Genomic DNA, 24,459 nt, shown 5'->3' on the forward strand with positions numbered 1-24,459 from the left:
GGAAACCTCTCTCCCCCGAATATTCAACCCTGAGTGCTCAACGGGTCGCCGTCGACGGCCAGTTCTTCCGCCGCCCGTGCGAGGGCCTCCCGGTGGCCGAAGAGGCCGGGCAGTCCGCCCGAGTGCAGGAAGACCGTGCGTCGGCCCGGTGTGATCTCTCCGGACACGACCGCGGCCGTCAGCCCGGCCATCGCGCGGCCGGTGTAGATGGGGTCGAGAACCATGCCCTCGGTACGGGCGGCCAGGGTGAGGGCGGTCATGGACGCCTCGGTCAGCACGGGGTAGCCGGCTCCGACCTGGTCGTGACGGATACGCAGGGACTCCGGCGGACAGTGCGCACCGGAGAGACCGGAGGCCAGGTCCGACACGACGCGGGCGGGATCGTCGAGGGCGCCGCAGTGAACGCCCAGGACCCGCTCCGGCCCGAGCGCCTCGACCAGTCCGGCCATGGTGCCCCCGGAGCCGAGCGCGACCACGACGCACGCCAGGTCAGGTGCCTGGGTGAGGAGTTCCTGTCCGCACTCGACGTACCCGCGGGCGCCGAGCACGCTGGAGCCACCGAAGGGGATCAGTGCGGGGACGGCGCCGCGGTCGCGCAGTGTGCCGGCCACGTGCCGGGCGGTGGAGGCGAGTTCCTCCTTGCCGCCGTCACCGGCCCACACCACACGCGCGCCGAACAGACCGTCGAGGGTGAGATTGCCCCCCTCGGACGATCCGGGTTCGCCGGACAGTACGAGAACGACGTCGATCCCCAGCCGGGCGCCCGCCGCCGCGGTGAGGCGCGCGTGGTTGCTCTGCGGCGCGCCGGTCGTCACCAGGACGGTGGCGCCGTCGGCGAGCGCCGTCCCGCAGGTCCATTCCAGTTTGCGAACCTTGTTGCCACCGCCGCCGAGACCGATGAGATCGTCGCGTTTGACCCACAGGTCGTCGGCGCCGAGGCCGAGCGCGCGGGCCAGTCGTGGCATCGGTTCGAGCGGGGTCGGATAACTGCCGAGCGTGGCGCGGGGCTGCTGCCCGTCGCCCATGGACTTGGTCACCATGGCTCCACTCTGCCTGCCCGCTCCGCGACTCGCCGGACGCGGGGTCCTGCCCCGCGCGGCGCCGGATCTCCGGCGCGCCGATCGGCCTACTCCTCGCCGGCGGCGTCGTCCGTGGCCTGGTCGGCCGTCGTACGCCCGACCAGCCGTTCGTAGCGCTGACGGGCGGCCTGCGGGGTGCCGAGACCGAGGCCGAAGGCGACCTCCTGCCAGGTCATGCCCCGGCCTCGCGCCATCTGGAGAAGTCCCGCTTCCAGTTCGTCCATGTCCCCACGGGCGCGCGGCACCAGGCTCAGAGCGGCGGTGATGTCGGCCTGGTCCACCTCCGGCTCGTCCGCTTCCCGCTTCGCCGCCCCGCTGAGCAGGAACGACACGAGCCTGACGGCTTCGTGCGGCGCGATGACGGACGGATGCGTCTGCCTGCGGCGCTGTGCGTCGGTGGCCGCGTGGCGCTCGGCGATCCGGAACAGGGACGCGTGTACACGGTGCGCACGGGCCTGGTCCGGGTGGGGAGGGGTGAAGGGGTCGGAGACATGCCGGTCAGGAGTCGATGCCATGGCGGAAGCATGCGCCGACACACATCTCGATGTCAACACTCCATGTTGAACACTCCGTTCATCCCTCCGTCGCGCCTCAGGGGCGGTAGACCTCGCCCGGCTTCGGGACCGCCGGAGCGAAGAGCTGCGGCACGGTCACGAACGTGAAGCCGCGCTTCTTCAACCGCTTGATGATCCCGGGCACTGCCGGGACCGTCCCGTCGTAGATGTCGTGGAGCAGGATGATCCCGTCGGCGGACGCGTCGCCGACGATGCGGCGCTCGATGAGGGCCGAGTCGGTCGTGGAGTAGTCCTTGGCCGTGGCACTCCAGAGGACCTGAGAGAGACCGAGTTCGCGGGAGACATCCGTGACGTCGCCGTTGGTACGGCCCTGGGGCGGACGCATCAGGGTGGGCCTGCGGCCGGTGATCTTCTCGATGGCGTCCTGCGTGCGGCCGAGTTCGCCGCGTATCGCGGTCCGGTCGAGATCGGTGAGTATGCGGTGGCTCCAGGTGTGGTTGGCGACCTCGTGCCCCTCCGCGGCGATGCGGCGCACAGTGTCGGGATGGGCCAGCACATGGTTCTTGCCCAGCAGGAAGAAGGTGGCGGGCACCTTCTCCTTCTTGAGGATGTCGAGCAGCCGGGGCGTGTCCTCACCTGGCCCGGCGTCGAAGGTGAGCGCGACGCACGTGGCCTCGGCGCAGTCGACGGAGCCGTACCGCCCCTTGCCGCCACCTTCCGAATCCTCTCTGACCGAAGCGGGCGAGACGGTCTGTGTGCCACAGCCGGTGAGGGCCAGGACAAGGGTCGCGACGAGGGCGAGCGCGACGGCGACCGTACGTCGCGCGGGTGCGAACAGGCTGATTCCGGGCATGACGGAGCCGGGTGTGGCGATTCTGGGCATGACGGAGCTCTCTCTGTGTTCTCGCGGCGCTCTGGGAAGGGGCCCTCAGGGGGCGAATGCTTACGTCCGGTTTCCGTCACCGCGAGTGGGCGCGGAATCGGCCGGATGGATCCGGGCAGGACGGAACACGCCAGGCCAGGACGGGTCCCATGACATGCGGATCACTATACACACGATGTATACGCAGGGTTTATAGTGGTCCGGAAGCCGCCGCCCGACGCGCACCAACACGGTGAATCAGCTCAATTCGTACGTGGGAGTGCTCAGTTACGGGAACACGGTCCGGGACGGGCAAGGAACTGATCCGACGGACAGCCTCCCCGCCCTCGTCCGAGGAGGCCACGGAAACGATGGACGTCAACCTCACGCTCGTCCTGGCGGTCGCCGCCGTCGCGTGCGTCGCCATGCTCGTCGCGACGATCGTTCTGTTCGTCAAGGTCTTACGGACCCGCGCGCTGCTGCGCGAGGCCGGGCTGCCGCTGAGCAACCGCGCCGCCTACTGGGGTGCCCTCATCTATGTGGTGAGCCCGGTCGATCTGCTGCCCGACCCTGTGTATCTCGACGACATCGGCGTTCTGCTGCTCGCCCTGCGCTCCCTGCACACGGCGTCGGCCAAGGCGATGGGCGGCCCCGGACGAACGAGGCGGCAGCGCACCGACGCGTGAGCCCCCGGGGGTACCGGAGGACGCGCGGCGGATCGGCTCCGCGATCCTGGCGGCATGGCGTTCACTCCGTCGGTCCCCGCACCGATTTCGGCGGATCCGCCGGGCGCCACACACAGCCGCTCTCAAGGGCCCTGAACGCGAGGGATCGCGGACAAAAAAGCCTCGTCCGCGATCCGTCGTTCACCGTGAAGAGGCCTTTGACGGGCCCCGGTTCGGTCAGCTGAGCCGGTGGACCAGCTGGGTGTTCAGTTCGTAGCGCGCGCCGACGATCTCCAGCTCGCCCGCGGCCACCTTGGCCGCGAGATCGGGCTCGCCCGCCAGACGCGAACGGACCAGTTCGACCTGGGCGCTGACTGTGGCGTCCACCCGTGCGTCGCCCTCCTGCGAGTGGTCGATCGCGGGCTTGATCTGGTCGGCTATGTACTGGATGTGGGCGGGCAGGGACTCCCCGGTCTCCTCCGCGTGCACGGCGGCGGCGACGGCGCCGCACGACTGGTGCCCGAGGACGAGGACCAGCGGGATACCGAGTTCCAGGACGCCGTACGCGACGCTGCCGAGCACGGCCTCGTCCAGGACCTCACCGGCTGAACGGACGGTCATGAGGTCGCCGAGCCCCTGGTCGAAGACGAGCTCCGGCGGGACTCGGGAGTCGATGCAGCCGAGTATCAGTGCGAAGGGAGCCTGGCCGGAGACCAGTTCCTGCCGCACGGCCCTCGACTCGTTCGGGTGCTGCTGCTTGAAGGTGCGCCAGCGGCGGTTGCCGGCCGAGAGTTCGGCCAGCGCGGCGGCGGGGGTGGTGGGCCTCTTGTCGCGCGAGATGGGCGCCCGGGTGGCGGCGCCCGCCGGCCCGGCGCCGGTGATGAGTGCGCTTCCGGCGGCGGTCGAGACCGCCGCGGTGGCAACGGAGGCACGGAGCAGAGCGCGGCGGCTGGTCGTCACCGGCGTCTGGGCATGTGGGGTGATTTTCACGTACGGACGCTAACGTCCGTAATATTAAAGGACTTTCGTGCATGCCAACTCTTGGTGGGCCCTTGAACATCCCTTGGCTATGCGTGATCTGAGTGTGACCACTGACGAGCCTTTCGCCACGCTCAGTGGGCCCCAGTCGGCTTCGGCGCGGTCAACTCACGCCCTGCGGGCGGAACTGGACGCTGATGCGCGCGCCGACGGCGCGCGCCGTCTTGGGGATCGCGTGCTCCCAGGTGCGCTGGCAGGAGCCGCCCATCACGATGAGGTCGCCGTGCCCGAGCGGCTTGCGGATGACGGAGCCGGGGCGCTGCCGGGGCCGTAGCACCAGATCGCGTGGGGCGCCGACGGAGAGGATCGCGACCATGGTCTCCTCGTGGGAGCCCCGGCCGGTGCGGTCGCCGTGCCAGGCGACCCCGTCGCGGCCGTCCCGGTAGTAGCAGAGGCCGGCGCTCACGAAGGGCTCGCCCAGTTCGTCGGCGTAGTACGCGCTCAGCGCGTCGCGCGCCTCCGCCAGAACGGGGTGCGGCAGCTCCTCCCGCCTGCCGTCCCGCTCTCCGTAGAAGGCGAGCAGCCTCGGCACGGCCACCACCCGCTCGTACATCTGCCGCCGCTCGGCGCGCCAGGGCACGCCGGAGGCCAGTTCCTCGTGCAGGGCGTCGGCCCCGGTGAGCCAGCCGGGGAGCAGGTCGATCCACGCGCCGTCGCCGAGCACGGTCCGCCGGACGTCCCTGAGGGGACCGAGCCGGATCTCGTCGGTCTGGTCGAAGAGCGAACCCTGTGCGTGTGCTGCCATGCGTTCAGCATAACCACACAGTCGAACGTACGAGCGATTAGTGCGTCCGAGTGCCCTGCCCCGGCCCCGCCCTCAGCCCAGTCCCTCCCGCCGGTCCAGCCACTCGCGCGGGACGGCGTCCACTCCCGTACGCGCGCCCACGATGCCGCCGGTGATGGCGCATGTGGTGTCGACGTCACCGAAGGCCTCGGCCGTCGACCAGAGCGCGGCCTCCAGGTCGTCGTGGTGCCGGGCCGCCGTCCAGACGGCGAACGGGACGGTGTCGTCGGCCCGGATGCGCTGTCCGTTGCCGAGGATGTCCGACGCCTTCCAGGGCTCGGTGTCGAAGGGGACGTCCACCGCCCGCGCCAGACCGTCCCGTACCGGCCCCTCCGGAGTCGCCTCCACGACCGCCGCGAGCGACAGCCCGCCGCGGGCCGAGAGCGCGGCGGCGACCGCGACGGCCACCGCGCCCGCGATGCCCTGCGGATGGGCGTGGGTCACCTCGGCCGACAAGGTGGCCTGTTCCGCGACGCGTTCGAGGTCGTCCGCGAACCAGGCGCCGAGGGGCCCGACGCGCATCGCCGCTCCGTTGCCGAGGCTCCCGCCTTCGAAGAGAGTGGGAGCGAGGTCCCGCCAACTCGCCGGTTCCGCCAGGAGTTGGGGCAGAAGGATGTGCATGCCGTGGCCGTAACCGCGTCCGGGGTCGGCGTCGAAGGTGAGCGCGAAACAGAGGGCGAGACGGTCCTGGTCGATGAAGCCGTACTGGTCGAGGACGCGCCGGACGGCGAGCGCCATCGCGGTGTCGTCGGTCCAGTGCCACACGGGCTCTCGCGGCGTGGTGCGGGCCTTGATCTCCGCGTACGCCTGCGGCCGGTCACGGAAGAGCGGGAACCAGCGCTCGCCGAAGGCGTCGCCGAGGGCGAGCCCTTCGAGACTCCTGCGGGCGGCTTCCTGTCGGGCCGAGGCCGAGGAAGGCGTGTCAGGGGTGGTGCGGGACCGGTCCGGAGGTCGCGTCGGTGGCGTCATGCGCCCCATGGTGTCGCGCGGCCTCCGGCCGTGCCTCCCCTTTCCGGCCACCGCCGGCCGGTGAACCGCACTCAGCTGAAGCAGTTCGCCGGGCGGGCGTTCGCCGGGTCGAGGGCGCCCAGCACCATCCGGTACATCACGTCGCTGTAGGCGATGCCCAGATGCGCGCTCATGTCGGTCGGGCACGCGTCCTGGAGATCGAGGTTCTCCACCGGGGCGTCGGGGCCCGCCTTGAGGTACTGCTGCCGGTAGGGGGTGACCACTTCGTCGGTGCGCGTGACGACGGTCGTGTACCGCACGCCGGGCATGGTGTCGCCTCCGGCGTCGAGCCGCGCGTTGACGTCCGAGCCGATCGTCTGGTCCTTCGCCGACTGTCCGGCCATCTGCGCCGTGGTGTCCAGCACCCGCAGAGACTTGGCGAGGCTCGCCATGCCGGAGGCCGTCGTCCCGTGGTTGCTGGGCGCGATGCCCACCAGCCGACGCGTCTTCGCGGCGCCCCCGTCGAACGTGAGGTACCAGCGCGGCAGCAGCCCGCCGCCCTGGGAGTGTCCGACCAGGTCGGCCTTCTCCGCGCCGGTGGCGTCCAGGACCTTGTCGACGAAGGCGGCCACCTCCTTGGCGGACTCGGGGATGTGGCCCCTGCCCTTGAACACGTCGCCGTCGGGCGCGCCGTAGTTGAGGGCGTAGACGCAGTAGCCGGCCTTCTTCAGTACGGGCGACAGCCCCGACCAGTTGGCGTAGGCGTTCGCCCAGGTGCCGTGGATCAGCACGACGGGAAGCGGGTGCGCGGCGCTCGGCCGGCAGGTCCAGTCGTTGGCGCCGGACGGCGACATCTCGGGCGCCGTCTGCGACTGGGTGAACGCCGCGGAGAACTTCGCCAGGCCGGTGTTGGGGGCGACCGCCGAGGTGCGGGCGGAGCCGGAGGGGGCGGAGGGGGACGAGGACGAGGGCGGCGCGGCCGCGACGGCGATCACTGCGGATCCGACGACTGCGGCGGCGACACGTCTGAGCTTCAACAGGGCTCCCCTGCCTGAGGCCCCCGCTCGGTCCCGTGGATGGTCCGGGCCGCGGGCTCGGGACACGAGACGGAGGAGGGCGTCTTTCGATGACGCCCGCCATCCGATCCCATGCGGATTCCCCGGGACGGGATTGCCCCATCGGTGGGCGCGGAGCACACCGGCGGGTACTGGCGCGCGCCCGCCCGGCCGGTCCCGGCCGGGAGCCGGAGCTCTCAGGAGCGGGCGGCGAAGGGCGGGTGCGTCCCGTTGAGGTAGTGGTCGCCGATGTCGCGGAGCCGGTGGGTGGGTGAGCTCTGCGCGGTCAGGGCGCGGGCGTTGCGCCAGAATCTGTCGAGCGCCGGGCCACCGTCGAAGGACGTCGCCGCTTCGGTGAGTTCGAGGATGCGCGTGGTGATGTCGACGGCTGACCTGCCGGTGACGGCCTCGGCCGCGGCGACCAGGACGGCGATCTCGGCGCGCTCGTCCATGCCGATGTCCCGCCCGGTGCGCAGCCCTTGCTCCAGGGCGTCCGTCGCGCGTTCCACGACGGCGGCGGCGGTGTGGGCCGCGGTCGCCAACTCCCCGTACGCGAGCAGGAGATACGGGTCGCCGCTCGGGCGTACGGCGTACGTGGCGGCATCCGGCGCCGCGGACCGCGGCGCGGGACGTACCGCCCGGCTGACGTCGCGGGCCTCGGCGAGAGCGCCCTCCGCGATGCCCAGGGCGACATGGCTGAGGACGAGCCGCAGGGCGAGCGGCGCGAGCGCCGTGTACGCGGAGACCGCGTGTTCGTCGCGTGGCATCGTGCCGAGGATGTGGCCGGCGCCCACGGGCACGTTGTCGAAGTCGACGCTGCCCGCGCCGGTGAGCCGCTGGCCGAGGCGGTCGTTGTCGGTGCCGGCGAGTACGCCGGGGTGGGCCGGGTTCACGAGCGCGATCAGCAGTTCGCCCGAGTGCGTGGACGTCGCGCCGACGACGAGCCGGTCGGCGACGGTGACACCGGCGGCGAAGGTCCTGCTTCCGTTGAGCAGATGGCCCGACCTGGTCGGCGAGAGGGTGAGGCCGGGGCCGGTCTCCGGGTCCGGGAGGTCGGTGCCGCCGCCGAGGAGCCAGCCGTGGGCGACAGCGGGCGGCTCGTGTCCGGCGGCCAGGTCTTCCCCGTGCGGGCCGAAGAAGCGGCTGCTCCACGAGAGCACGTAGTGCCGCGCGATGAGTTCGCCGATGGACCCGTCGGCCGCCGCGATCTCACGGATCACGGCGGCAGCGGTGCGCCAGTCGGCGCCGCTGGGACCGCCGTGACCGCCACGGCCGCCGTGACCGTCCGGGTCCAGTGAGGGGCCGGGACCGGTGAGGCTCCGGCCGGGAGGTACGGGTGGCGTCAGGAGCGCGGGCAGACCGGCTTCGCGCAGCCGTGCCACCTCGTCGTACGGCGGCTTGCCCGCTCGGTCGCGGGCGATCGCGTCGGCGGCGAGATCGTCGGCCACCTCCCGTGTGACGCGCGGCCACATGGCGTCGTCGGGCACGGCGGGCTTGTGCAGGGCGGCGGTTCGGACCACGGGTTTCGTCGGCACGGTGCCGGCCACCTCCAACATCCCTAGTTTTCCCACTGGATTAGTAGGAATACTGGCACGGAGTCATCGCTCCCCCAAGTGCGCGTTCATATGGTGGACTCGCGTTCCGGTCAGCGAAACCGGACGTGGACCGGTGCGCGGCTCACGGGTTGGTCCATGCCTCGGGGTCCGCCGCGAGCGCGGACACGTCGTCCGGCAGCCCGGCCGAGGCGACGTCCGCCAGGGTCACCAGCTCCAGGATCTGGCGGACATTGGCCCTGAGCGCGATCCACAGCGGCAGCAAGGACTCGGCGGGGCCGGTGTACGAGAGCTCGGGCGGACGGACCCCGCGCACCGAGACGAGAGGTCCGTCCACCGCGCGGATGACATCGGCGATGGTGATGGAGTCCGCGGCCCTGGCCAGCCGGTAACCGCCGTTGCCGCCCCGCCGGCTCACCACCAGCCCGCCCCGGCGCATGTCGTTGAGGATGCCTTCGAGGAACTTGTGCGGGATGTCCTGGGCGGCGGCGATCGCCTCCGCCTTCAACGGAGCCTCGTCGCGGGACGTCACGAGCTCCAGCGCGGCACGTACCGCATAGTCCGCTCTGGCTGAAATGCGCATGCGCGCAGTATCGCGTACGGCTCCGCCCCGCTCCGGTCCCCGCCTGTCCTCCTCCGTCGGAAGGGTCGCCGTCAGCCCGTACCGGCGGGGCTCTCCACCGTGTCGAACAGCCGGTTGGCGGGGCGCGGCAGTCCGTAGTGCTCGCGCAGGGTGGTGCCGGTGTACTCCGTACGGAAGAGGCCCCGCTCCTGGAGGATCGGCACGACCTGGTCGACGAAGGCTTCCAGGCCGGACGGGAGCAGCGCGGGCATGATGTTGAAGCCGTCCGCCGCACCGCTGTCGTACCAGTGCTCGATGGTGTCGGCCACCTGCTCGGCGGTGCCCGCGAAGGTGCGGTGTCCGCGGCCACCGCCGAGCCTGCCGATGAGCTGACGCACCGTCAGGCGCTCGCGTCTGCCGAGCTCCACGACCAGGGTGAAACGGCTCTTGGCTCCTTCGATCTCGTCCTCGGTGGGAATGTCGTCGGGCAGCTCCTCGTCGAGTACCAGCCGCTCCTCGGGGACGCCGAGCAGCCGGGACAGCTGCCGGCGGGCGTACTCGGGGACGATGTGCCGGTCCAGCTCCGCGTCCAGTTCCAGCGCGTCGGCCTCCGTGTCGCCGATGACCGGCACGATCCCCGGCAGGATCTTGATGCCGTCCGGGTCGCGCCCGAAGGCCACCGCGCGCTGCTTGACGTCCTTGTAGAAGGCGACGCCCTCCTCCAGGGTCTGCTGGGCGGTGAACACCGCCTCCGCGTAGCGCGCCGCGAAGTCCTTGCCGTCCTCGCTGGATCCGGCCTGGACGAGGAGGGGGTAACCCTGCGGGGAGCGCCGCACGTTGAGCGGCCCGTCGACCCGGAAGTGGGGTCCGCGGTGGTCGATCGGCCGGACGCGTTCGGCGAGCGCGTGGATTCCGCGCTCCTTGTCGGCCACCACCGCGTCGTCGGCCCAGCTGTCCCACAACTTCGTTGCCACTTCGAGGAATTCGGCCGCCCGCAGGTAGCGCTCGTGGTGCGCCGGGGTGTCGTCCAGACCGAAGTTGCGGGCGGCGTCGGCGCCTGCCGTGGTGACGATGTTCCAGCCGGCGCGACCGCGCGAGACATGGTCGACGGAGGCGAACCTGCGGGCCAGGTTGTACGGCTCGTTGTAGCTGGTGGACGCGGTGGCGATGAGGCCGATCCTGCTGGTGACACCGGCGAGGGCGGTCAGCAGCACGGTGGGTTCCAGGATGCTGGAGGGCCGGCGGCCCGGGTCGCCGTGCAGGACGGGGCCGTCGGCGAGGAAGAGGGAGTCGAGTCTGCCGCGCTCGGCGATACGGGCCAGATTCTTGTAGTGCTCGACGTCCGTGCCGTCGGTGGGACTTCGCGGGAGCCGCCAGGCGGCCTCGTGATGGCCGGCCGTCATCAGGAAGGCGTTGAGGTGCAGGGGCTTGCGGTCAGGCTCTCGTGACATGCGTCTTCTTCTCCTGGGGCGGGGCGGGCGGGAGGGCCGGCTGTGGGGTTACGGCCGCCGGTACGGCTCAGAGCGCGACATAGCGGCCGTCGTGGAAGAGCAGCGGGCGCCGGCTTTCGTCGTGCTCGGCTTCCTCGACCCGGCCCACGACGATCCGGTGGTCACCGGCGGGGACGATCTGCTGGATGCTCAGCCGCAGCCAGCCGGCCACATCGTCGAGTACGGGGTCCCCCTCCGGCAGGCGGTGCCAGGCGGTCGGCGCGGCGAACCTGTCGGCGCCGCTGGTCGCGAACGTCCTTGCCAGCGGCTCCTGTTCGGCGCAGATGAAGTTGACGACGGCCGACGACGCGCGCTCGATCGTCGGCCAGGACGATCCGGAGAGGGCGATACCGAACGACACGAGCGGCGGGGCGAGGGACAGGGACGTGAGCGAGGTGGCGGTGAATCCGACCGGACCGTGGCCGGCGTCGGCGGTGACGACGACGACGCCCGCCGGATATCGGCGGAAGGCCTTCTTGAAGCGCTCCGGGGCGATGCCAGCGGTGATATGCGACGACACTATGAGAGTCAACGTCTCCCCCAGGAAGAGAGGTGGGATCAGCGGAAATGAGCAGGCGGCGGCCCTGCGGGTAACGGGCGTACGCACGCGTGGGACCAGGCGGTCCGGGGCGCACCGAGCGGGCCGGACGCCGTCGCCGGTGAATTGAGGGTGGACCGTGGCGCGAGGAGAATGCAAACGCGGAGGGAATTCAGGCGCGACAACAGAGGCAGGGCACGTACCGCGGAATCCGCTGCCGAATGGTCATGAACTCATTGTCGGTCGCGTCTTCGGGCCCGGTCAACAATGCAACTCTTTGAATTAACTCGGGTCTGCCGGCGGTTCATGACACGGCCGTCAGCGCGGGCCAGGGGCCGAGCGGGTCCGCGTACAGGGCGCCCAGCGCCACGGCCGCGCCCGCCGTGGACAGCACGCTGCCGGTGAAGCTGCTTGCCACGACGGCCCGTTGGGGGTCGTCACAGACGAGGGAGTGTTCCGCCACCTCCGCCCGCAGATCGTCCAGGCAGTGCGGGAGCAGCCCCGTGCCCGGCTCGACCACGACCAGTACCTCGGGGTCGAACATGTCCAGCAGCAGCGCCGCCGCCCGGCCGACAAGCCTGGCGCGGCGGCGGAACAGCTCGTGCGCTCGCGTCTCCCCCGCCAGCGCACGGTCCAGCAGAGCGGGGAACGACGGTACGGCGTAACCCTGTTCGGCCGCGAGCCGCACCATCGCCCCCTCGGAGACCTCCGATTCAAGGCTGCCGTTACCACCGACCGGCAGATGCGCGATGCTTCCCGCACCGTGCCGGGGCCCGAGGTGCACCTCTCCGGCGGTGGCGAAAGCGGCGTCCACCACGGCGCCGACGAACAGCAGCACCGCGCTCCCGCGCGTCGACGCCTCACCGAACAGCTGCTCCGCTCGCGCCAGCGCCCGTGCGTGGCTGTCCACATGGACCGGCAGCCCGGTCGCGCCGGCAAGGTGGTCCCGTACGGCCACGTCCCGCCAGCCGAGCTGCGGATGCCGAATGATCACTCCGGCCCCGGGATCCACCCGGTGGCCGGTGGCCACCCCGAGGGCCAGCACCGCACGGCCTCCGGCATGCGAGGACATGAGCCGGGGCAGCCGCCCGGCGAGCGAGTCCAGCACCTGTCGCGGGTGCGGTCGGGTTCCCCGGTGCGGCTGCCGGTCCTCGGCGACGATCCGGCCCCGCAGATCCATCAGGGACAGCGTGGAGTTGGTGACGGCGATGTGCGCGCCCGCCACGAGGTAGCGGCCGGTGTCGATGTCCACGGGAACGTGCGGCCGACCGAGCCCGCGCGGTCCGGTGGTCTCGGGGCTCTCCCGGATCAGTCCCCGGGCCAGCAGTTGGGCGGTGTGTCCGGTGACCGACGCCGGCGACAGCCCGGTGAGGCGTGCGACGGTGCTGCGGGCGACCGGGCCGTGGTCGAGGACGGCGTTCAGCACGGTCTTCGTGCCCGGGGCGCGGCGGGGTGGTGCGGTGACCGGCGGGATGTCCGCGCGGCGTACGGAGGTGGGTGGGCGACGGACGGGCACCGGCGTTTCTCTCACGGGTGTCTTCCAGATGCTCGATGGCGGCGGCGGCGCCCTCGGGACGCATGGCGTCGAGGGCCGGCCGGACCGCTTGGGCGCTGTGTCGTCAGCCCTGGTGACACGCCGCGGAGCACACACGCTTGAGATCGATGTGACCTCGAGTCGTCAGGTGCGCGGATCGCTGCATGTCCGGCAACGTAACCGCAGCGGCCGAACCGGGTCAATCACCGGTCGTATCGTGGACCGCGCCGGTGACCTCGGCGGCCAGCCTCTCGGCGTCGTCCAGCGTGGCCCCGAGCGTGTCCGGTGTCGAGCCCGGCGCGGCGAAGAGGGCCTGCGCCCGTTCGGCGAAGTCGGCGGGGGCGACGGCGAGTCGTCCCGCGGCCCGTACCGCTCCCTTCTCGTTGAGCACCCAGCTTCTGTCATGGGCGTGAAGGGCGTGTACGAGGACTCCGACCGCGCGGAAGAGACAGCCCGCGACATAAAAGGCGTCCCCGCGCGCCGCTCCCTTGCGGGCGCCGGCCAGGATGAACGGCGCCTCCCAGCGCGCGTTGTCGATGAGGGCTCGGCGCAGCGGCTCCGGATAGTGGCGAGTCTCCCGCCGCAGGGTCCGGAGCTCGCCGCTCGGGTCGGCCAGAACGCTCCCGACGGACAGCTCACCCACGTAGGCGTGGGAGTACACACCCAAGGGATGACCGGTCTGGGTACCGATCTCGAACCGCCCGGCCAGGCACTGTTCCCAGGCGCGGTGCACCCGGTCCAGGTCGCGGTAGATCCAGTCGACGCGGTGGCCGTCCACGGTGAGCCAGGCACCGCCGTCCACCCATGGCCCCCAGCCGCCCGGTTCGGTCACCTCCACCGGCTCACCGGTCAGCTCGGCGGCGAGCAGCCGCAGGGCGGCGGTGTCCAGGGGCCGCCGGTAGTACAGGCCCAGGTCGAAGTCGGAGTCGGGACTGTGTGCTCCCGTCGCCCGGCTGCCTCCCAGGCACACTCCGACGACGCCGCCCACTTCGGCCAGCCGATCCGCGATCTCCACCGTGCGATCCACGCACGACAGTGTGCACAGTCGTACGGGCGTCCGCGACCGAGTTCTCCGGTGTCCGTGGTCGTCGATCGCCGGGCGGGTCCTACACGTCGAGGACCGGAGCCGCCGTGTCCTTGGTCGCCGCCTGTGCGATGTTGTGCGCCATCCCGCCGAAGACGACGGCGTGGAACGGTGCGACGCTCCACCAGTACGCGTGGCCGAGGAGCCCGCGTGGATGGAACACGGCGCGCTGCCGGTAGCGCGTACGGCCCGGCTCGTCGCGTTCGACGCGCATCTCCAGCCAGGCGAGTCCCGGCAGCCGCATCTCCGCGCGGAGCCTCAGCAGCCGGCCCGGTTCGATCTCCTCGACGCGCCAGAAGTCCAGCGAGTCGCCGACCCGCAGGCGGGCGGCGTCCCGGCGTCCCCGGCGCAGCCCGACGCCACCGACGAGCCGGTCGAGCCAGCCCCTCACGGCCCACGCCAGCGGAAAGGAGTACCAGCCGTTGTTGCCGCCGATTCCTTCGACGACCCGCCACAGTGCCTCGGGGCCCACGTTCACGGTCAGTTCGCGGTGGTCGGTGTAGAGGCTCCCGCCCGCCCAGTCGGGGTCCGTCGGCAGCGGGTCGCTCGGCGCGCCGGGGACGGAGGCGGAGGACCAGCGGGTGGTCACCTGGGCGTCCTGGATCCGTCGGAGCGCCAGGGTCAGCGCCTCCTTGAAGGCGAGGGGACGGCCGGGTGCGTCGGGGACGTACCGCGCGATGTCGTGCTCGTGGCAGACGACTTCGTGGCGCAGGGACTCGGCGAGCGGCCGGGCGATCGAGGGGGGTACGGGGGTGACCAGGCCGATCCACTGGCTGGAGAGGGTCGGGGTGAGGACCGGAACGGGCATGATCAGCCGGTGCCGGAGTCCGGCGACAGCGGCGTAGGTGTGCATCATGTCCAGGTAGGTGAGGACGTCGGGGCCGCCGATGTCGAAGGCGCGGCTGACGTCGGCGGGCATCCGGGCGCTGCCGACGAGGTAGCGCAGGACGTCGCGTACCGCGATGGGCTGGATCCGGCTCCGTACCCAGCTCGGAGTGACCATCACCGGGAGGCGTTCGGTGAGATACCGCAGCATCTCGAAGGACGCCGAGCCCGATCCGATGATGACGGCGGCGCGCAGCACGGTGGTGGGGACGCGCGAGTCGAGCAGGATGTGCCCGACCTCGGTACGGGAGCGCAGATGGGGCGAGAGGTTCCGCTCCGGTACGCCGACCGGGGCCAGTCCACCCAGATAGACGATGCGCCGGACGCCCGCCGCGTGGGCCTGTTCGGCGAAGATCCGGGCGGCCTCACGGTCGGTCCGTTCGAAGCCGGGACCGGTGCCGAGCGAGTGGACCAGGTAGTACGCCACGTCGATGCCTCGCATGGCGTCGCCGACCGAATCGGCGTCGGTGACATCGCCCCGTACGACCTCGGCCCGGCCCGCCCACACGTGGTCGCGCAGTTTCTCGGGCGTACGGGCGAGACAGCGCACCCGGTGCCCGGCGTCCAGCAGTTCGGGCACGAGCCGGCCGCCGATGTAGCCGGTGGCGCCGGTCACCAGGCAGTGGAGGGCGGGCGCCGCGTCGTGGGCGGTCACCGCGTCGGATTTGGTCATGGAGCCCTCCGTCGGCCGTGTGCGTTGCGTCCACCTTCTCCCGGTACGTGGACTTTCGCCTGACCGGCCGTCGGGTGCGGATCAGGCCATGTCCGACGGGCGGGGCCGGCCCGCCGCGATCCGCCGGTTGCGCAGGACCGACGACCAGAAGGACCAGCCGATGAGGACGACACCGATGAGGCCGGTGATGATCTCGCTGATCTGGAACTGGATGGTGATGATCAGGATGACGGCGAGGGCGCCGATCGCGTAGTGCGCGCCGTGCTCCAGATAGACGTAGTCGTCGAGGGTGCCCTGGCGGACGAGGTAGACCGTGAGCGACCTGACGTACATCGCGCCGATTCCGAGGCCGAGCGCCATCAGCACGATGTCGTTGGTGATGGCGAACGCGCCGATCACTCCGTCGAAGGAGAAGGACGCGTCGATGACTTCGAGGTAGAGGAACATGAAGAAGGCGGCCTTGCCGGTGACGGCGGCGATCGTGGGACCGCCGTTGCCGCGTCGGCCGGACGCCGTCTCCCGCTCCGGCCCGCGCTGCGGGATGACCTGGGCCTCGGCCTGTGCGTCCGCCTCCGCGGCGAGTCTGTTCTCGAAGAAACTGGAGAGCCCGCCGACGAGCAGATAGGTGATGAGGCCGGCGAGTCCGGAGGTGAGGACCGTCTGCGCCTTGTCGGCGTGCTCGCCGCCGTGCTGGTGGGCGTTGGTGGCGACCGTCATGGAGGCGATCAGCAGCACGATCAGCGCGAGGCAGACGGAGAGCATCTCGAACTGTCCGAGCCTGGCGAGCGGGCGTTCGATCCAGCCGAGCCACTTGATGTCGCGTTCCTCGAAGATGAAGCTGAGGAAAATCATCAGCAGGAACATTCCGCCGAAGGCGGCGATCGACGGGTGGGCGTCGGTGACCAGTTGCTGGTACTGGTCCTTGTCGTTGACCGCCAGCTGCACCGCTTTGACGGGGCTGAGCTTGGCGGTGACCGCGACGATGAAGACGGGAAACACGAGCCTCATGCCGAACACGGCGATGAGGACGCCGATCGTGAGGAAGATCTTCTGCCAGAAGGCGCTCATCCTCTTGAGGATTCCGGCGTTGATGACCGCGTTGTCGAAGGACAGCGAGACCTCCAACACAGTCAGGATCGCCACGACTCCGAGTGCGGCCCATCCGTCGTAGAACACCGCCGCCACGAGGCCGAGAGCGGTGAAGCCGAACGCCCAGCCGAAAGTTTTCAGTACCACGACTCACCATGCCTTCCGCGAACATGCTAGGCGATCTTCAGCCAGGCATCGCGTTAGAAGCGCCACTTCGCGGCAATACTTGCCAGGCGGCAACTATTAGGCCACGGTGGGAACGGACGGGCCCTCAGCCAGTGGCATCGCAGCAGAGCATCCACACCAGCGAAGGCGATGACGTGACGATGAGTACGCATTCCCCCGCCGCTCCGGCCCTCACGGGCACCGGAGCGGCCATTACTCCTGCGGACTCGCCGGGTGGCGAGCTCCCTTGGATCGAGGACACGGCGAAGGTCACCCCCAGGGACGCGCGGAAGCTGTCGAAGCTCTTCTTCGACCGGCTCCAGGTGCTCGAAGAAGGCACGCCGGAGTACCAGTACGCCCGGAACACCCTGATCGAGATGAACCAGTCCCTGGTCAGATTCGCCGCGCGGCGCTTCCGGAATCTCGGCAGCGGTGACATGGAGGACGTGCTCCAGGTCGGCACGATCGGACTGATCAAGGCCATCGACCGGTTCGACCTGTCCCGCGAGGTGGAGTTCAGCTCCTTCGCCGTGCCCTACATCCACGGGGAGATCAAGCGGTTCTTCCGGGACACCACCTGGGCCGTGCATGTGCCGCGCAGGCTCCAGGAGTTGCGTACGGACCTGGTCAAGGCCCAGGACGCGCTGACCGACAGATTCGGCCGTGCGCCGACGGTGGCGGAGCTGGCCGGACATCTGGGGCTGACCGAGGCGGAGGTCATCGACGGGCGTGTCGCCGCCAACGGCTACACCGCCGGTTCGCTCGATCTGCCGGGTGACAGCGGGGACGACGGGCCGGGCGGCAGCGGCGGGCGGACCTTCGCGGACACGCTCGGCGAGTGCGATCCGGCGATGGAGCTGGTCGAGGACTTCCAGGCACTGGCTCCGCTGTTGGAGGGGCTCGACGAGCGCCGGCGCCTGATCGTCGAGATGCGTTTCGGGCGCGAGATGACGCAGGCCGAGATCGGGGCCGAGCTGGGGGTCTCGCAGATGCATGTGTCCCGGCTGCTCACCGGCATCCTGAGGACCTTGCGTACGGGCATGCTCGCCGAGGAGTGATCCACGGCCGCCCCCTGAGAGTTGGGGGTGGGGGGGGGCGGCCCCGGCCCCCCCCCCCCCCCGTTCAGCCCTCGGCCGAGGACATCCCGACGGCGTCCGGCGCCGCAAGCGGTGGCCCCGGGGCCTGTCCGGCGTCCGGTCTGCCGGACCAGTCGAGGCAGAGCGCGAGCGCGTCGTCCGTCGTGTCCGCCTTGCGGAACTCGGCGAGCGCGCGCAGCAGGGCACGCGGCACCGTCGCCGCCGGAAGCAGGGTCGTGGAGTGGATCGCGCGGGCCAGCGCCCGTTCCCCGTACGGCTCACCGTCCGGTGAGAGCGCCTCGTACACACCGTCGCTCACCATGAGCAGCCGGTCGCCCGGCAGTACGTGGAAATCCTGGGCCTCGTAGTGGGACTCCTCGAACATGCCGAGCGGAAGCTGCGCCTCGACGGGGACGCGCTCGACCGTCCGGCCGCGCTGGCGCCACAGCTGCGGCGAGCCCGCGTCCACGACCTCCACACGGCCCGTCGCCAGCTCGAAACGCATCAGGAGCGTCGACACGTACGAGGCGCCCCGGTGCTGCTCGTAGAGCGCCTGGTCGGCGAGGGCGGCCTGGCCGGCGATGTCGAGGCCCGAGCGACGCGCGTTGCGCAGCGCGTTGACGGCGAGGTTGCTGAGCAGGGACGCCTGGATGCCTTCACCCATGCCGTTGGTGACGGCGAGGGTCAGCTGCTCCTCGTCGGCGGCCCAGTCGAAGTTGTCCCCGTGGATGGCGTAGGCCGGCTCCAACTGGGCGCCGATGGCGAACTCCTCGGCACTGCAGGCACGCGCCGAAAGCAACTGCCACTGCATCTCCGCCGCGAGAGTGAGCCTGCTGATCCGGCGGGCCCGCTGGTAGGCGTCGGTGTCCCGTTCGGCGACCAGGATCTCGTGCCCCAGCAGATCGGCGACATGTGTCAGCTCGTCCACGGCCTCCGGGGTGGACCGGTCCCCCGGCAGCCGGACGGAGAGGATCCCGATGCGTTCGCCGCGCACGGTCACCGGCAGATGGTGGTCGACGGCGTCGCCGTGCCTGACCTGCTGCTCGCGCGGTTCCTGGCTGCCGAACGCGCGCCCCTCGGGGCTGTTGTAGAGGGAGAGCGGCTGTTCCTTGCCCGGGAGCGGGTCGTACGGAGTGAGGACGGTGAATCCGTAGTCGGCGAGGAAGAGCTGCACCCTCGTCGCGCCGTGCGAGGCGGCGAGCGCGTCGCGCACCTTGTCCACGAGCGCGTACGGCGCGGCTGCCCGCACCGATCTTCCGAGTTCATCGTCGCGTTGCGTCACGGTCTCTCAGACATTCTTGATAGGGGGACGGGGGTGGACTCGCGGGCCGCCCGGCGGGCGGCCTCCTGGGCGGGGCAGAGCTGACACAGGTCGCCGTCGGGTGACACAGTGGACGGATGTCCCCCCTCACCGGTCAGCCGCGTCCGCGCGAGAAGATGTCCGAGGCCGCTCGTGCCGCCTCGGAGCTGCTTGAGGTGTTGTGGGGGCGCGGCCAGGAGGCGGCGCCGTCGGGAACGGTGTCGCCCTCGCAGCTCAGGGCCCTGCTCGTGCTGGAGAAGTACGACGGAACGAACCTGCGCTCGCTGGGCCAGGCGCTCGGCTCCCGCCCTCCGTCGGTCAGCCGGCTGTGTGACCGGATGGAGGCCCTGGGCCTGGTGGAGCGGCGCACCAGCACGACGAGCCGGCGTGAGGTGGAGCTGCGGCTGAGCCCGCGCGGTCGCAAGGTGCTGGACGAGCACCGGGCGATCCGGGCCCGTGAGGTCAGTGCCGTACTGGACGGCATGGACCCCGCGGCCGTGGCCGCGCTCACGGAGGGGCTGACCGCGTTCCACGCGGCGGCGTCCGCCCGGCTCGACGCCGCGGCGCAGGCGCGTCCCACGGACGAGGACCAGGGCACGGCGGCGGACAGCGCCTGACATCATCGCGCCCCATTTCCGCGTGCGAGTGGTGGATGGTGCGGGGTTGGGAGTGCGCGCCCGCCAAGACTGTTGCCGCAGGGAAACAATCTTTCGTGACGCAGCTTAACAGCGCGGCCGGCCGGTCTCAGAACAAGCGCGGCAGCTTGACCACGGTGACGAAGAAGTCGTCGATCTGCTGGATCGCCTTGATGAACTGGTCGAGGTCGACGGGCTTGGTGACATAGGCGTTGGCGTGCAGCTTGTAGCTGCGCAGGATGTCCTCCTCGGCCGCCGACGTGGTGAGGACGACCACCGGAATATGGCTGAGGTGGGGGTCGGACTTGATCTTCTCCAGCACCTGCCGGCCGTCGTACTTCGGCAGGTTCAGGTCGAGCAGGATGAGATCGGGGCGGGGCGCCTCGGCGTGCTCGCCGCGCTGGTAGAGGAAGTCCAGAGCCTCCAGACCGTCCCGTACGACATGCAGCGTGTTGCCGATCTTGTTGTCCTCGAAGGCCTCCCGGGTCATGAGCTCGTCACCCGCGTCGTCCTCGACCAGCAGTACTTCGACGGGCTGCGACTGGGGCGACGTACTCATACGGTGCTTCCTTCGGTGAGGGGGGCCGGCGGGGACGGCTCGACGGCGGCGGGGCGCCGCTGCTCGACGGGGAGGGTGAAGGCGATACGGGTGCCGTCGGTGTGGTCCGTGTCGATCCAGATGTGGCCGCCGCTGTGCTCGACGACCTTCTTGCACAGTGACAGGCCTATGCCGGTACCCGCGTACGCGTCCCTGGCATGCAGCCGCTGGAAGATGATGAAGACCTTCTCGGCGAACTCCTCGGGGATGCCGATTCCGTTGTCGGTGACGGTGAACGTCCAGGAGTCGGCCCCCTCCTCGCGATCGACCGCGATGCCGACGCGCGGGTCCCGGTCGGGGTGGCGGAACTTGACCGCGTTGCCCACGAGGTTCTGCCAGACCATCGTGAGCAGCGTCGGGTCCCCGACGACCTCGGGCAGCTCCGCCGGGCGGTCGATCACCGCGCCGGTCTCCTCGATCGTCACCGAGAGATTCCGTACGGCACGGTCCAGGGCCGCGTCCAGAGAAACCTGTTCCTGCGCGTCCTGGACCCGGCCGACGCGGGAGAAGGTGAGCAGGTCGTTGATGAGGACCTGCATGCGCTTGGCGCCGTCGACGGCGAAGCCGATGTACTGCGTGGCGCGCTCGTCGAGCTGGTCGCCGTACCGCTTCTCCAGCAGCTGGCAGAAGGAGGCGACCTTGCGCAGCGGCTCCTGGAGGTCGTGCGAGGCGACGTACGCGAACTGCTCCAGCTCCGCGTTGGAGCGCCGCAGCTCCGCCGCGCCCGCGTCCAGGTCGGCGGCCTGGCGGGCGAGCTCGACCTCGTTGCCCCGGGAGGTGGCGAGTTCGCTGACCACCCGCAGCCGCATGCCCTCCACGGTCTGGGCGAGGGTCCGCAGATCGGCCGGCCCGTGCGCGGGGATCGCGTGGTCGAAGTCCCCGTCGGCGACACGCCGGGACGAGGCGCGCACGGTGTCCAGCGGCCGTACCACCGTGAAGTGCACCAGGACGGTGATCGCCACCCCGGTCAGCAGGAACGCCACCAGGGCGGCGATCAGCGCCCGGTCGCGGTCGGAGCGGGCCTCGGCGAAGTCGGCCCGCGCCTGCCGCTGTTCGTCCCCGAGCTGTGCCTGCTGCGCGTCGAGCGCCGCCCGCACCCGGTCGAAGGCCCGCTTCGCCTCGGCCACCGAGGCGGCCTCGTCGCCCGTACCGGCGAGCGCCGGGACGGCGAACTCGGTGCGCCACTCGCGCGCCGCCCGGTCGACCGCGCGCAGGTCGGCGACCGGCCGGTCGAGCCCTTCGACCAGCTCGCTCAGCCGCTCCCGCGCGGCGGTCTCGTCGACGAGACCGCGCCGGTAGGGCTCCAGCATGTCCTCGTCCTTGGTCAGGAGATAGCCGCGTACACCTGTCTCCTGGTCGAGGAGGGCGGCCTGGAGCCGGAACGCCTGGGTGCGGGCCGGGGCCACCTCGTCGATCAGATGATCGCCGGTGTCGGTGGTGCGCGCGAGTACCGCCGCGGCCACTCCCCCGGCGACCAGTGTCATGACGCAGAGCGCCCCGACCGCCAGCAGGAACCAGCCCTGCACGGTCAGCCGCCGGAGTGTACGCACCCGGTGGCCGAACGGCGGCCGGGGCGGGGGCGGTGCGGGCCGGGACCGCGGGGGCGTGTCGTCCGGCGGTCCGCCGCCGGAGGGGCGTGGCGTCCCGACGGGAAGACGCGTTGTGTCGGACATCAGGTGGCACCGTTCCATTCGAGATGAAGCACGGCGACGTCGTCGGCCAGACCACCGCCGCTCGCCGCGAGGCTCTGCGCGCTGTGGATCAGCGTGTCGACGAACGTGTCGGCCGGTTCGTGCGCGTGGCGCCGGGCGATCTCCAGGAGCCCGTGCTCTCCCAGCCGTTCGAAACCGGTGCCGATACGTCCCTCGATGAGTCCGTCGGTGAACATCATCACCGCGCCGTGCCGGTGGATGGGGACGGGGGTCACGGGCCAGGCCACCAGACCGGGCAGCAGACCGAGTACGGGACCGCCCGGCACCTCCTCCAGACGTACGCCGCTCTCCGGCGAGCGGATCAGCACTCCTGGGTGGCCGGCGCGCTGCAGGTTCATGTGCTCGTCCGCCGGGGCGCGGGTCAGACAGGTGAGGGTCGCGAAGATCTCGGGGCCGGAGCGTTCGGCGACCAGGATCTGTTCGAGCAGGGCGAGGAGTTGCTGGCCCCGGGCGCCCGCCAGGACGAAGGAACGCCAGGCGACCCGGAGGCACACGCCGAGTGCCGCCTCGTCGGGGCCGTGCCCGGAGACGTCTCCGACAACCGCGTGGGTCATGCCGTCGGGCGTCTGGACGACGTCGTAGAAGTCGCCGCCGAGCAGTGCCTGGGAGCGGCCGGGCTGGTAGCGGGCGCACACCGCGACGGTCGTGTCGAGGAGCAGCGGGGTGGGCAGCAGGCCGCGCTCAAGACGGGCGTTCTCCTGGGCGCGGAGCCGGCTCGTCTGGAGGGCGGACGCAGCCTGTTCGGTGTGCTTGCGCTGGATCGCGTAGCGGATGGCGCGGACGAACAGGTCCGGCTCCACCCGCCCCTTGATCAGATAGTCCTGGGCCCCGGCGGCCACGGCGGCGAGACCGGACCGCTCCTCGGCCAGTCCGGTCAGTACGACCACGGCCGAACCGCCGGCGTGGACGAGGACCCGTTCCAGGGCCTCCAGGCCCTGGGCGTCCGGGAGATGGAGGTCGAGCAGGATGCACTGCGGCACCTCCGCCTCCAGCGCGGTGATCGCCTCGGCCAGCGTCCTGGCGAGGCTCAGCCGCAGCGGGACCTCGCTGTCCGCCACGAGTTCCTCGACGAGGAGCGCGTCGCCGGGGTCGTCCTCGATCAACAGCACCGTGGGCGGGCGGCCGTTCCACAGGGCTTGCGCGGCGTCGTCCCCCCGCGTCGTGTCCCGGCTCGCGGGGATCTGGCCCCGGGTTCCGGGGGACGAAGGGGTGCCGGATCTGCCCGAGGTGGATTTCACAGCTGTGTTCGGGCGGGTGCCCATGGCAGTTGTTCTCCTCTCGCCACTGGCGCCGCAGCCCGTGGGACCTCCGGGTGCGTCCGGGTTGAGACTAAAGCGATCAGTTACCCCATGACAACATTTTCTCGGATCACCTCGGGCGTCCGCCGGGCCCCCGGTCCGGCGGACGACGGCCCGTTAGACGACCGGGGACATCGGGTACCTGTACGCGGGCACGGACGGCGACGCTGCCCCGGAGTACCCGAAAGAGATCCTGGCAGAGACAAGGACCACACATGCAGATCGGTTACAAACTGGCCTCCGAGGCGTTCGGCCCGGCCGAGCTGGTGAGGCAGGCGGTGCTCGCCGAGCGCGCGGGGTTCGACTTCGTCGAGATCAGCGACCACTTCCATCCGTGGCTCGACAACCAGGGGCACTCACCCTTCGCCTGGACCGTGCTCGGCTCGATCGCGGCCAGAACCGAACGCATCGGGCTGGCCACCGGCGTGACCTGTCCGACCGTCCGCTACCACCCGGCGATCATCGCCCAGGCGGCGGCGACGCTCGCGCTGCTCTGCGAAGGCCGCTTCGTCCTCGGCGTCGGATCCGGCGAACGCCTCAACGAGCATGTCGTCGGCCCCGGCTTCCCCCAGGACGTCCGCACCCGCCACGAGCTGCTCCGGGAGGCCCTGGACATCATCCGGCTGCTGTGGAGTGGTGGCTACCGTTCGTACGAGGGCAAGCACCTGCGTGTCGAGGACGCGCGGATCTTCGACCTGCCCGACCAACTGCCGCTGATCGCCGTCGCCGCGAGCGGGGCGCCGTCGGCGCGGATCGCCGCCGAGCTGGGAGACGGTCTGTTCGCCACCGAGGCGAAGCCGGAGATCGTCCGGCACTACCGCGACGCGGGCGGTGCCGGGCCCCGCTACGCCGAGGTGTCCGTGGCGTGGGCGGCCGACGAACACACCGCGGCGCGGGCCGTGCTGGAGACCTCACGGTGGGCGGTGACCGGCTGGAAGGTGATGAGCGAGCTGCCCAACCCGGTCAACTTCGACGCGGCGACCGCCACTGTCCGGGAGGAGGACATCCTGGAGAGGTTCGCCTGCGGGCCCGATCCCGCGAGGTACGCCGAGGCCGTACGGACGTATGCCGACGCGGGCTTCGACCGGCTGGTCCTGATGAACGCGGGGCCGGACCCGGACGGCTTCCTCGACTTCTACGCGCGCGAACTCGACGGTCCGCTGCGGCGGCTCACACCGGACACCTCGCCGGGCACCTGAGCACCGCCCGGTCCTGAGCGCACGCTCCGCGGCCGGGCCTCACCGATGCGCGTTCGCGCGGACGGCTCCAGGGGAAGTTGGGACTGAAAGGGTTCAGCGAACCCACCCAATTCCCTTGTCCA

At 71.0% G+C, this 24,459-nt stretch carries 23 protein-coding genes; 4 read left to right on the forward strand and 19 right to left on the reverse strand.

The genetic code is table 11. The features are described 5' to 3' along the window. Positions 1–23: 23 nt before the first annotated feature. The 3 genes from ACIBBB_RS30375 to ACIBBB_RS30385 form a co-directional block, all read right to left on the reverse strand. A complete protein-coding gene (locus ACIBBB_RS30375) occupies positions 24–1,040 on the reverse strand; it encodes a D-cysteine desulfhydrase family protein (protein ID WP_398987617.1) in 1,017 nt (338 codons plus the stop codon). An 86-nt stretch (positions 1,041–1,126) separates the two neighbouring features. Beyond that, positions 1,127–1,594: a DNA-binding protein gene (locus ACIBBB_RS30380; protein WP_398987619.1), complete on the reverse strand. Its 468-nt coding sequence runs from the start codon at positions 1,592–1,594 to the stop codon at positions 1,127–1,129. A gap of 76 nt (positions 1,595–1,670) precedes the next feature. Next, complete coding sequence (locus ACIBBB_RS30385; RefSeq protein ID WP_398987764.1) at positions 1,671–2,447, reverse strand: polysaccharide deacetylase family protein; 777 nt, start codon at positions 2,445–2,447, stop codon at positions 1,671–1,673. 380 nt (positions 2,448–2,827) lie between these two features. Between ACIBBB_RS30385 and ACIBBB_RS30390 the strand changes: the two genes are divergently transcribed. Next, the gene (locus ACIBBB_RS30390) at positions 2,828–3,142 is read left to right on the forward strand and encodes a YkvA family protein (RefSeq protein WP_398987621.1); all 315 of its coding nucleotides are present in this window, start codon (positions 2,828–2,830) and stop codon (positions 3,140–3,142) included. A gap of 216 nt (positions 3,143–3,358) precedes the next feature. On the opposite strand, the gene ACIBBB_RS30395 is transcribed toward ACIBBB_RS30390, so the two are convergent. The 12 genes from ACIBBB_RS30395 to ACIBBB_RS30450 all read right to left on the reverse strand — a co-directional run bounded on the left by ACIBBB_RS30395 (position 3,359) and on the right by ACIBBB_RS30450 (position 16,501). Continuing rightward, positions 3,359–4,111 carry a carbonic anhydrase gene (locus ACIBBB_RS30395; protein WP_398987623.1) on the reverse strand — a complete coding sequence of 251 codons (753 nt, stop codon included), beginning with the start codon at positions 4,109–4,111 and terminating at the stop codon, positions 3,359–3,361. A 151-nt stretch (positions 4,112–4,262) separates the two neighbouring features. Continuing rightward, the gene (locus ACIBBB_RS30400) at positions 4,263–4,904 is read right to left on the reverse strand and encodes an alpha-ketoglutarate-dependent dioxygenase AlkB (RefSeq protein WP_398987625.1); all 642 of its coding nucleotides are present in this window, start codon (positions 4,902–4,904) and stop codon (positions 4,263–4,265) included. A 72-nt stretch (positions 4,905–4,976) separates the two neighbouring features. Continuing rightward, complete coding sequence (locus tag ACIBBB_RS30405) at positions 4,977–5,912, reverse strand: ADP-ribosylglycohydrolase family protein (protein WP_398987627.1); 936 nt, start codon at positions 5,910–5,912, stop codon at positions 4,977–4,979. A gap of 71 nt (positions 5,913–5,983) precedes the next feature. Beyond that, positions 5,984–6,928 (reverse strand): esterase/lipase family protein, encoded by a 945-nt coding sequence (locus tag ACIBBB_RS30410; RefSeq protein WP_398987629.1) that lies wholly within the window; start codon positions 6,926–6,928, stop codon positions 5,984–5,986. Between the two features lie 215 nt (positions 6,929–7,143). Next, positions 7,144–8,481 (reverse strand): acyl-CoA dehydrogenase, encoded by a 1,338-nt coding sequence (locus ACIBBB_RS30415; RefSeq protein WP_398987631.1) that lies wholly within the window; start codon positions 8,479–8,481, stop codon positions 7,144–7,146. 142 nt (positions 8,482–8,623) lie between these two features. Continuing rightward, positions 8,624–9,082 carry an RrF2 family transcriptional regulator gene (locus tag ACIBBB_RS30420; RefSeq protein ID WP_398987633.1) on the reverse strand — a complete coding sequence of 153 codons (459 nt, stop codon included), beginning with the start codon at positions 9,080–9,082 and terminating at the stop codon, positions 8,624–8,626. A 71-nt stretch (positions 9,083–9,153) separates the two neighbouring features. Beyond that, positions 9,154–10,512, reverse strand: a complete 1,359-nt coding sequence (locus ACIBBB_RS30425) for an LLM class flavin-dependent oxidoreductase (protein ID WP_398987635.1) — start codon at positions 10,510–10,512, stop codon at positions 9,154–9,156. A gap of 67 nt (positions 10,513–10,579) precedes the next feature. Then, positions 10,580–11,083 (reverse strand): flavin reductase family protein, encoded by a 504-nt coding sequence (locus tag ACIBBB_RS30430; protein ID WP_398987637.1) that lies wholly within the window; start codon positions 11,081–11,083, stop codon positions 10,580–10,582. 310 nt (positions 11,084–11,393) lie between these two features. Beyond that, positions 11,394–12,620, reverse strand: coding sequence for an ROK family protein (locus tag ACIBBB_RS30435; protein WP_398987639.1), 1,227 nt, complete (start codon positions 12,618–12,620; stop codon positions 11,394–11,396). A 202-nt stretch (positions 12,621–12,822) separates the two neighbouring features. Then, positions 12,823–13,650: a nucleotidyltransferase domain-containing protein gene (locus ACIBBB_RS30440; RefSeq protein ID WP_398987641.1), complete on the reverse strand. Its 828-nt coding sequence runs from the start codon at positions 13,648–13,650 to the stop codon at positions 12,823–12,825. A gap of 79 nt (positions 13,651–13,729) precedes the next feature. Beyond that, entirely contained in the window at positions 13,730–15,265 is a 1,536-nt protein-coding gene (locus ACIBBB_RS30445; RefSeq protein ID WP_398987645.1) for an SDR family oxidoreductase, read from the reverse strand. 81 nt (positions 15,266–15,346) lie between these two features. Next, a complete protein-coding gene (locus tag ACIBBB_RS30450; RefSeq protein ID WP_398987648.1) occupies positions 15,347–16,501 on the reverse strand; it encodes a DUF475 domain-containing protein in 1,155 nt (384 codons plus the stop codon). 179 nt (positions 16,502–16,680) lie between these two features. On the opposite strand from ACIBBB_RS30450, the gene ACIBBB_RS30455 reads away from it, so the two are divergent. Then, on the forward strand, positions 16,681–17,577 hold the full coding sequence (locus tag ACIBBB_RS30455; protein ID WP_398987650.1) for a SigB/SigF/SigG family RNA polymerase sigma factor: 897 nt from the start codon (positions 16,681–16,683) through the stop codon (positions 17,575–17,577). 64 nt (positions 17,578–17,641) lie between these two features. Here the strand turns inward: ACIBBB_RS30455 and ACIBBB_RS30460 are convergent, their stop codons facing one another. Then, positions 17,642–18,877, reverse strand: a complete 1,236-nt coding sequence (locus ACIBBB_RS30460) for a PP2C family protein-serine/threonine phosphatase (RefSeq protein ID WP_398987652.1) — start codon at positions 18,875–18,877, stop codon at positions 17,642–17,644. A gap of 116 nt (positions 18,878–18,993) precedes the next feature. Between ACIBBB_RS30460 and ACIBBB_RS30465 the strand changes: the two genes are divergently transcribed. Next, positions 18,994–19,512, forward strand: a complete 519-nt coding sequence (locus ACIBBB_RS30465) for a MarR family winged helix-turn-helix transcriptional regulator (protein ID WP_398987654.1) — start codon at positions 18,994–18,996, stop codon at positions 19,510–19,512. 127 nt (positions 19,513–19,639) lie between these two features. Here ACIBBB_RS30465 and ACIBBB_RS30470 read toward each other — a convergent pair whose 3' ends face one another. The 3 genes from ACIBBB_RS30470 to ACIBBB_RS30480 are packed head-to-tail and all read right to left on the reverse strand — an operon-like array spanning position 19,640 to position 23,102. Then, positions 19,640–20,089, reverse strand: coding sequence for a response regulator (locus ACIBBB_RS30470; RefSeq protein WP_398987656.1), 450 nt, complete (start codon positions 20,087–20,089; stop codon positions 19,640–19,642). Further along, entirely contained in the window at positions 20,086–21,801 is a 1,716-nt protein-coding gene (locus ACIBBB_RS30475; RefSeq protein WP_398987658.1) for an ATP-binding protein, read from the reverse strand. The genes ACIBBB_RS30470 and ACIBBB_RS30475 overlap by 4 nt, the downstream gene beginning before the upstream one ends. Then, positions 21,801–23,102 carry a PP2C family protein-serine/threonine phosphatase gene (locus ACIBBB_RS30480; protein WP_398987660.1) on the reverse strand — a complete coding sequence of 434 codons (1,302 nt, stop codon included), beginning with the start codon at positions 23,100–23,102 and terminating at the stop codon, positions 21,801–21,803. Before ACIBBB_RS30480 ends, ACIBBB_RS30475 begins: the two co-directional genes overlap by 1 nt. A gap of 251 nt (positions 23,103–23,353) precedes the next feature. Here ACIBBB_RS30480 and ACIBBB_RS30485 point away from each other — a divergent pair, with 251 nt between their 5' ends. After that, the gene (locus ACIBBB_RS30485; protein ID WP_398987663.1) at positions 23,354–24,337 is read left to right on the forward strand and encodes a TIGR03557 family F420-dependent LLM class oxidoreductase; all 984 of its coding nucleotides are present in this window, start codon (positions 23,354–23,356) and stop codon (positions 24,335–24,337) included. The last annotated feature ends 122 nt before the right edge of the window (positions 24,338–24,459 follow it).

Source organism: Streptomyces sp. NPDC051217 (genome assembly GCF_044455465.1).
Taxonomy (GTDB): domain Bacteria; phylum Actinomycetota; class Actinomycetes; order Streptomycetales; family Streptomycetaceae; genus Streptomyces.

Coding starts and splice junctions, on each gene's coding strand:
- ACIBBB_RS30375 (WP_398987617.1), bottom strand. CDS start 1,040: ATGGTGACCAAGTCCATGGGCGACGGGCAGCAGCCCCGCGCCACGCTC.
- ACIBBB_RS30380 (WP_398987619.1), bottom strand. CDS start 1,594: ATGGCATCGACTCCTGACCGGCATGTCTCCGACCCCTTCACCCCTCCC.
- ACIBBB_RS30385 (WP_398987764.1), bottom strand. CDS start 2,447: ATGCCCGGAATCAGCCTGTTCGCACCCGCGCGACGTACGGTCGCCGTC.
- ACIBBB_RS30390 (WP_398987621.1), top strand. CDS start 2,828: ATGGACGTCAACCTCACGCTCGTCCTGGCGGTCGCCGCCGTCGCGTGC.
- ACIBBB_RS30400 (WP_398987625.1), bottom strand. CDS start 4,904: ATGGCAGCACACGCACAGGGTTCGCTCTTCGACCAGACCGACGAGATC.
- ACIBBB_RS30405 (WP_398987627.1), bottom strand. CDS start 5,912: ATGACGCCACCGACGCGACCTCCGGACCGGTCCCGCACCACCCCTGAC.
- ACIBBB_RS30420 (WP_398987633.1), bottom strand. CDS start 9,082: ATGCGCATTTCAGCCAGAGCGGACTATGCGGTACGTGCCGCGCTGGAG.
- ACIBBB_RS30425 (WP_398987635.1), bottom strand. CDS start 10,512: ATGTCACGAGAGCCTGACCGCAAGCCCCTGCACCTCAACGCCTTCCTG.
- ACIBBB_RS30445 (WP_398987645.1), bottom strand. CDS start 15,265: ATGACCAAATCCGACGCGGTGACCGCCCACGACGCGGCGCCCGCCCTC.
- ACIBBB_RS30455 (WP_398987650.1), top strand. CDS start 16,681: ATGAGTACGCATTCCCCCGCCGCTCCGGCCCTCACGGGCACCGGAGCG.
- ACIBBB_RS30465 (WP_398987654.1), top strand. CDS start 18,994: ATGTCCCCCCTCACCGGTCAGCCGCGTCCGCGCGAGAAGATGTCCGAG.
- ACIBBB_RS30470 (WP_398987656.1), bottom strand. CDS start 20,089: ATGAGTACGTCGCCCCAGTCGCAGCCCGTCGAAGTACTGCTGGTCGAG.
- ACIBBB_RS30475 (WP_398987658.1), bottom strand. CDS start 21,801: ATGTCCGACACAACGCGTCTTCCCGTCGGGACGCCACGCCCCTCCGGC.
- ACIBBB_RS30480 (WP_398987660.1), bottom strand. CDS start 23,102: ATGGGCACCCGCCCGAACACAGCTGTGAAATCCACCTCGGGCAGATCC.
- ACIBBB_RS30485 (WP_398987663.1), top strand. CDS start 23,354: ATGCAGATCGGTTACAAACTGGCCTCCGAGGCGTTCGGCCCGGCCGAG.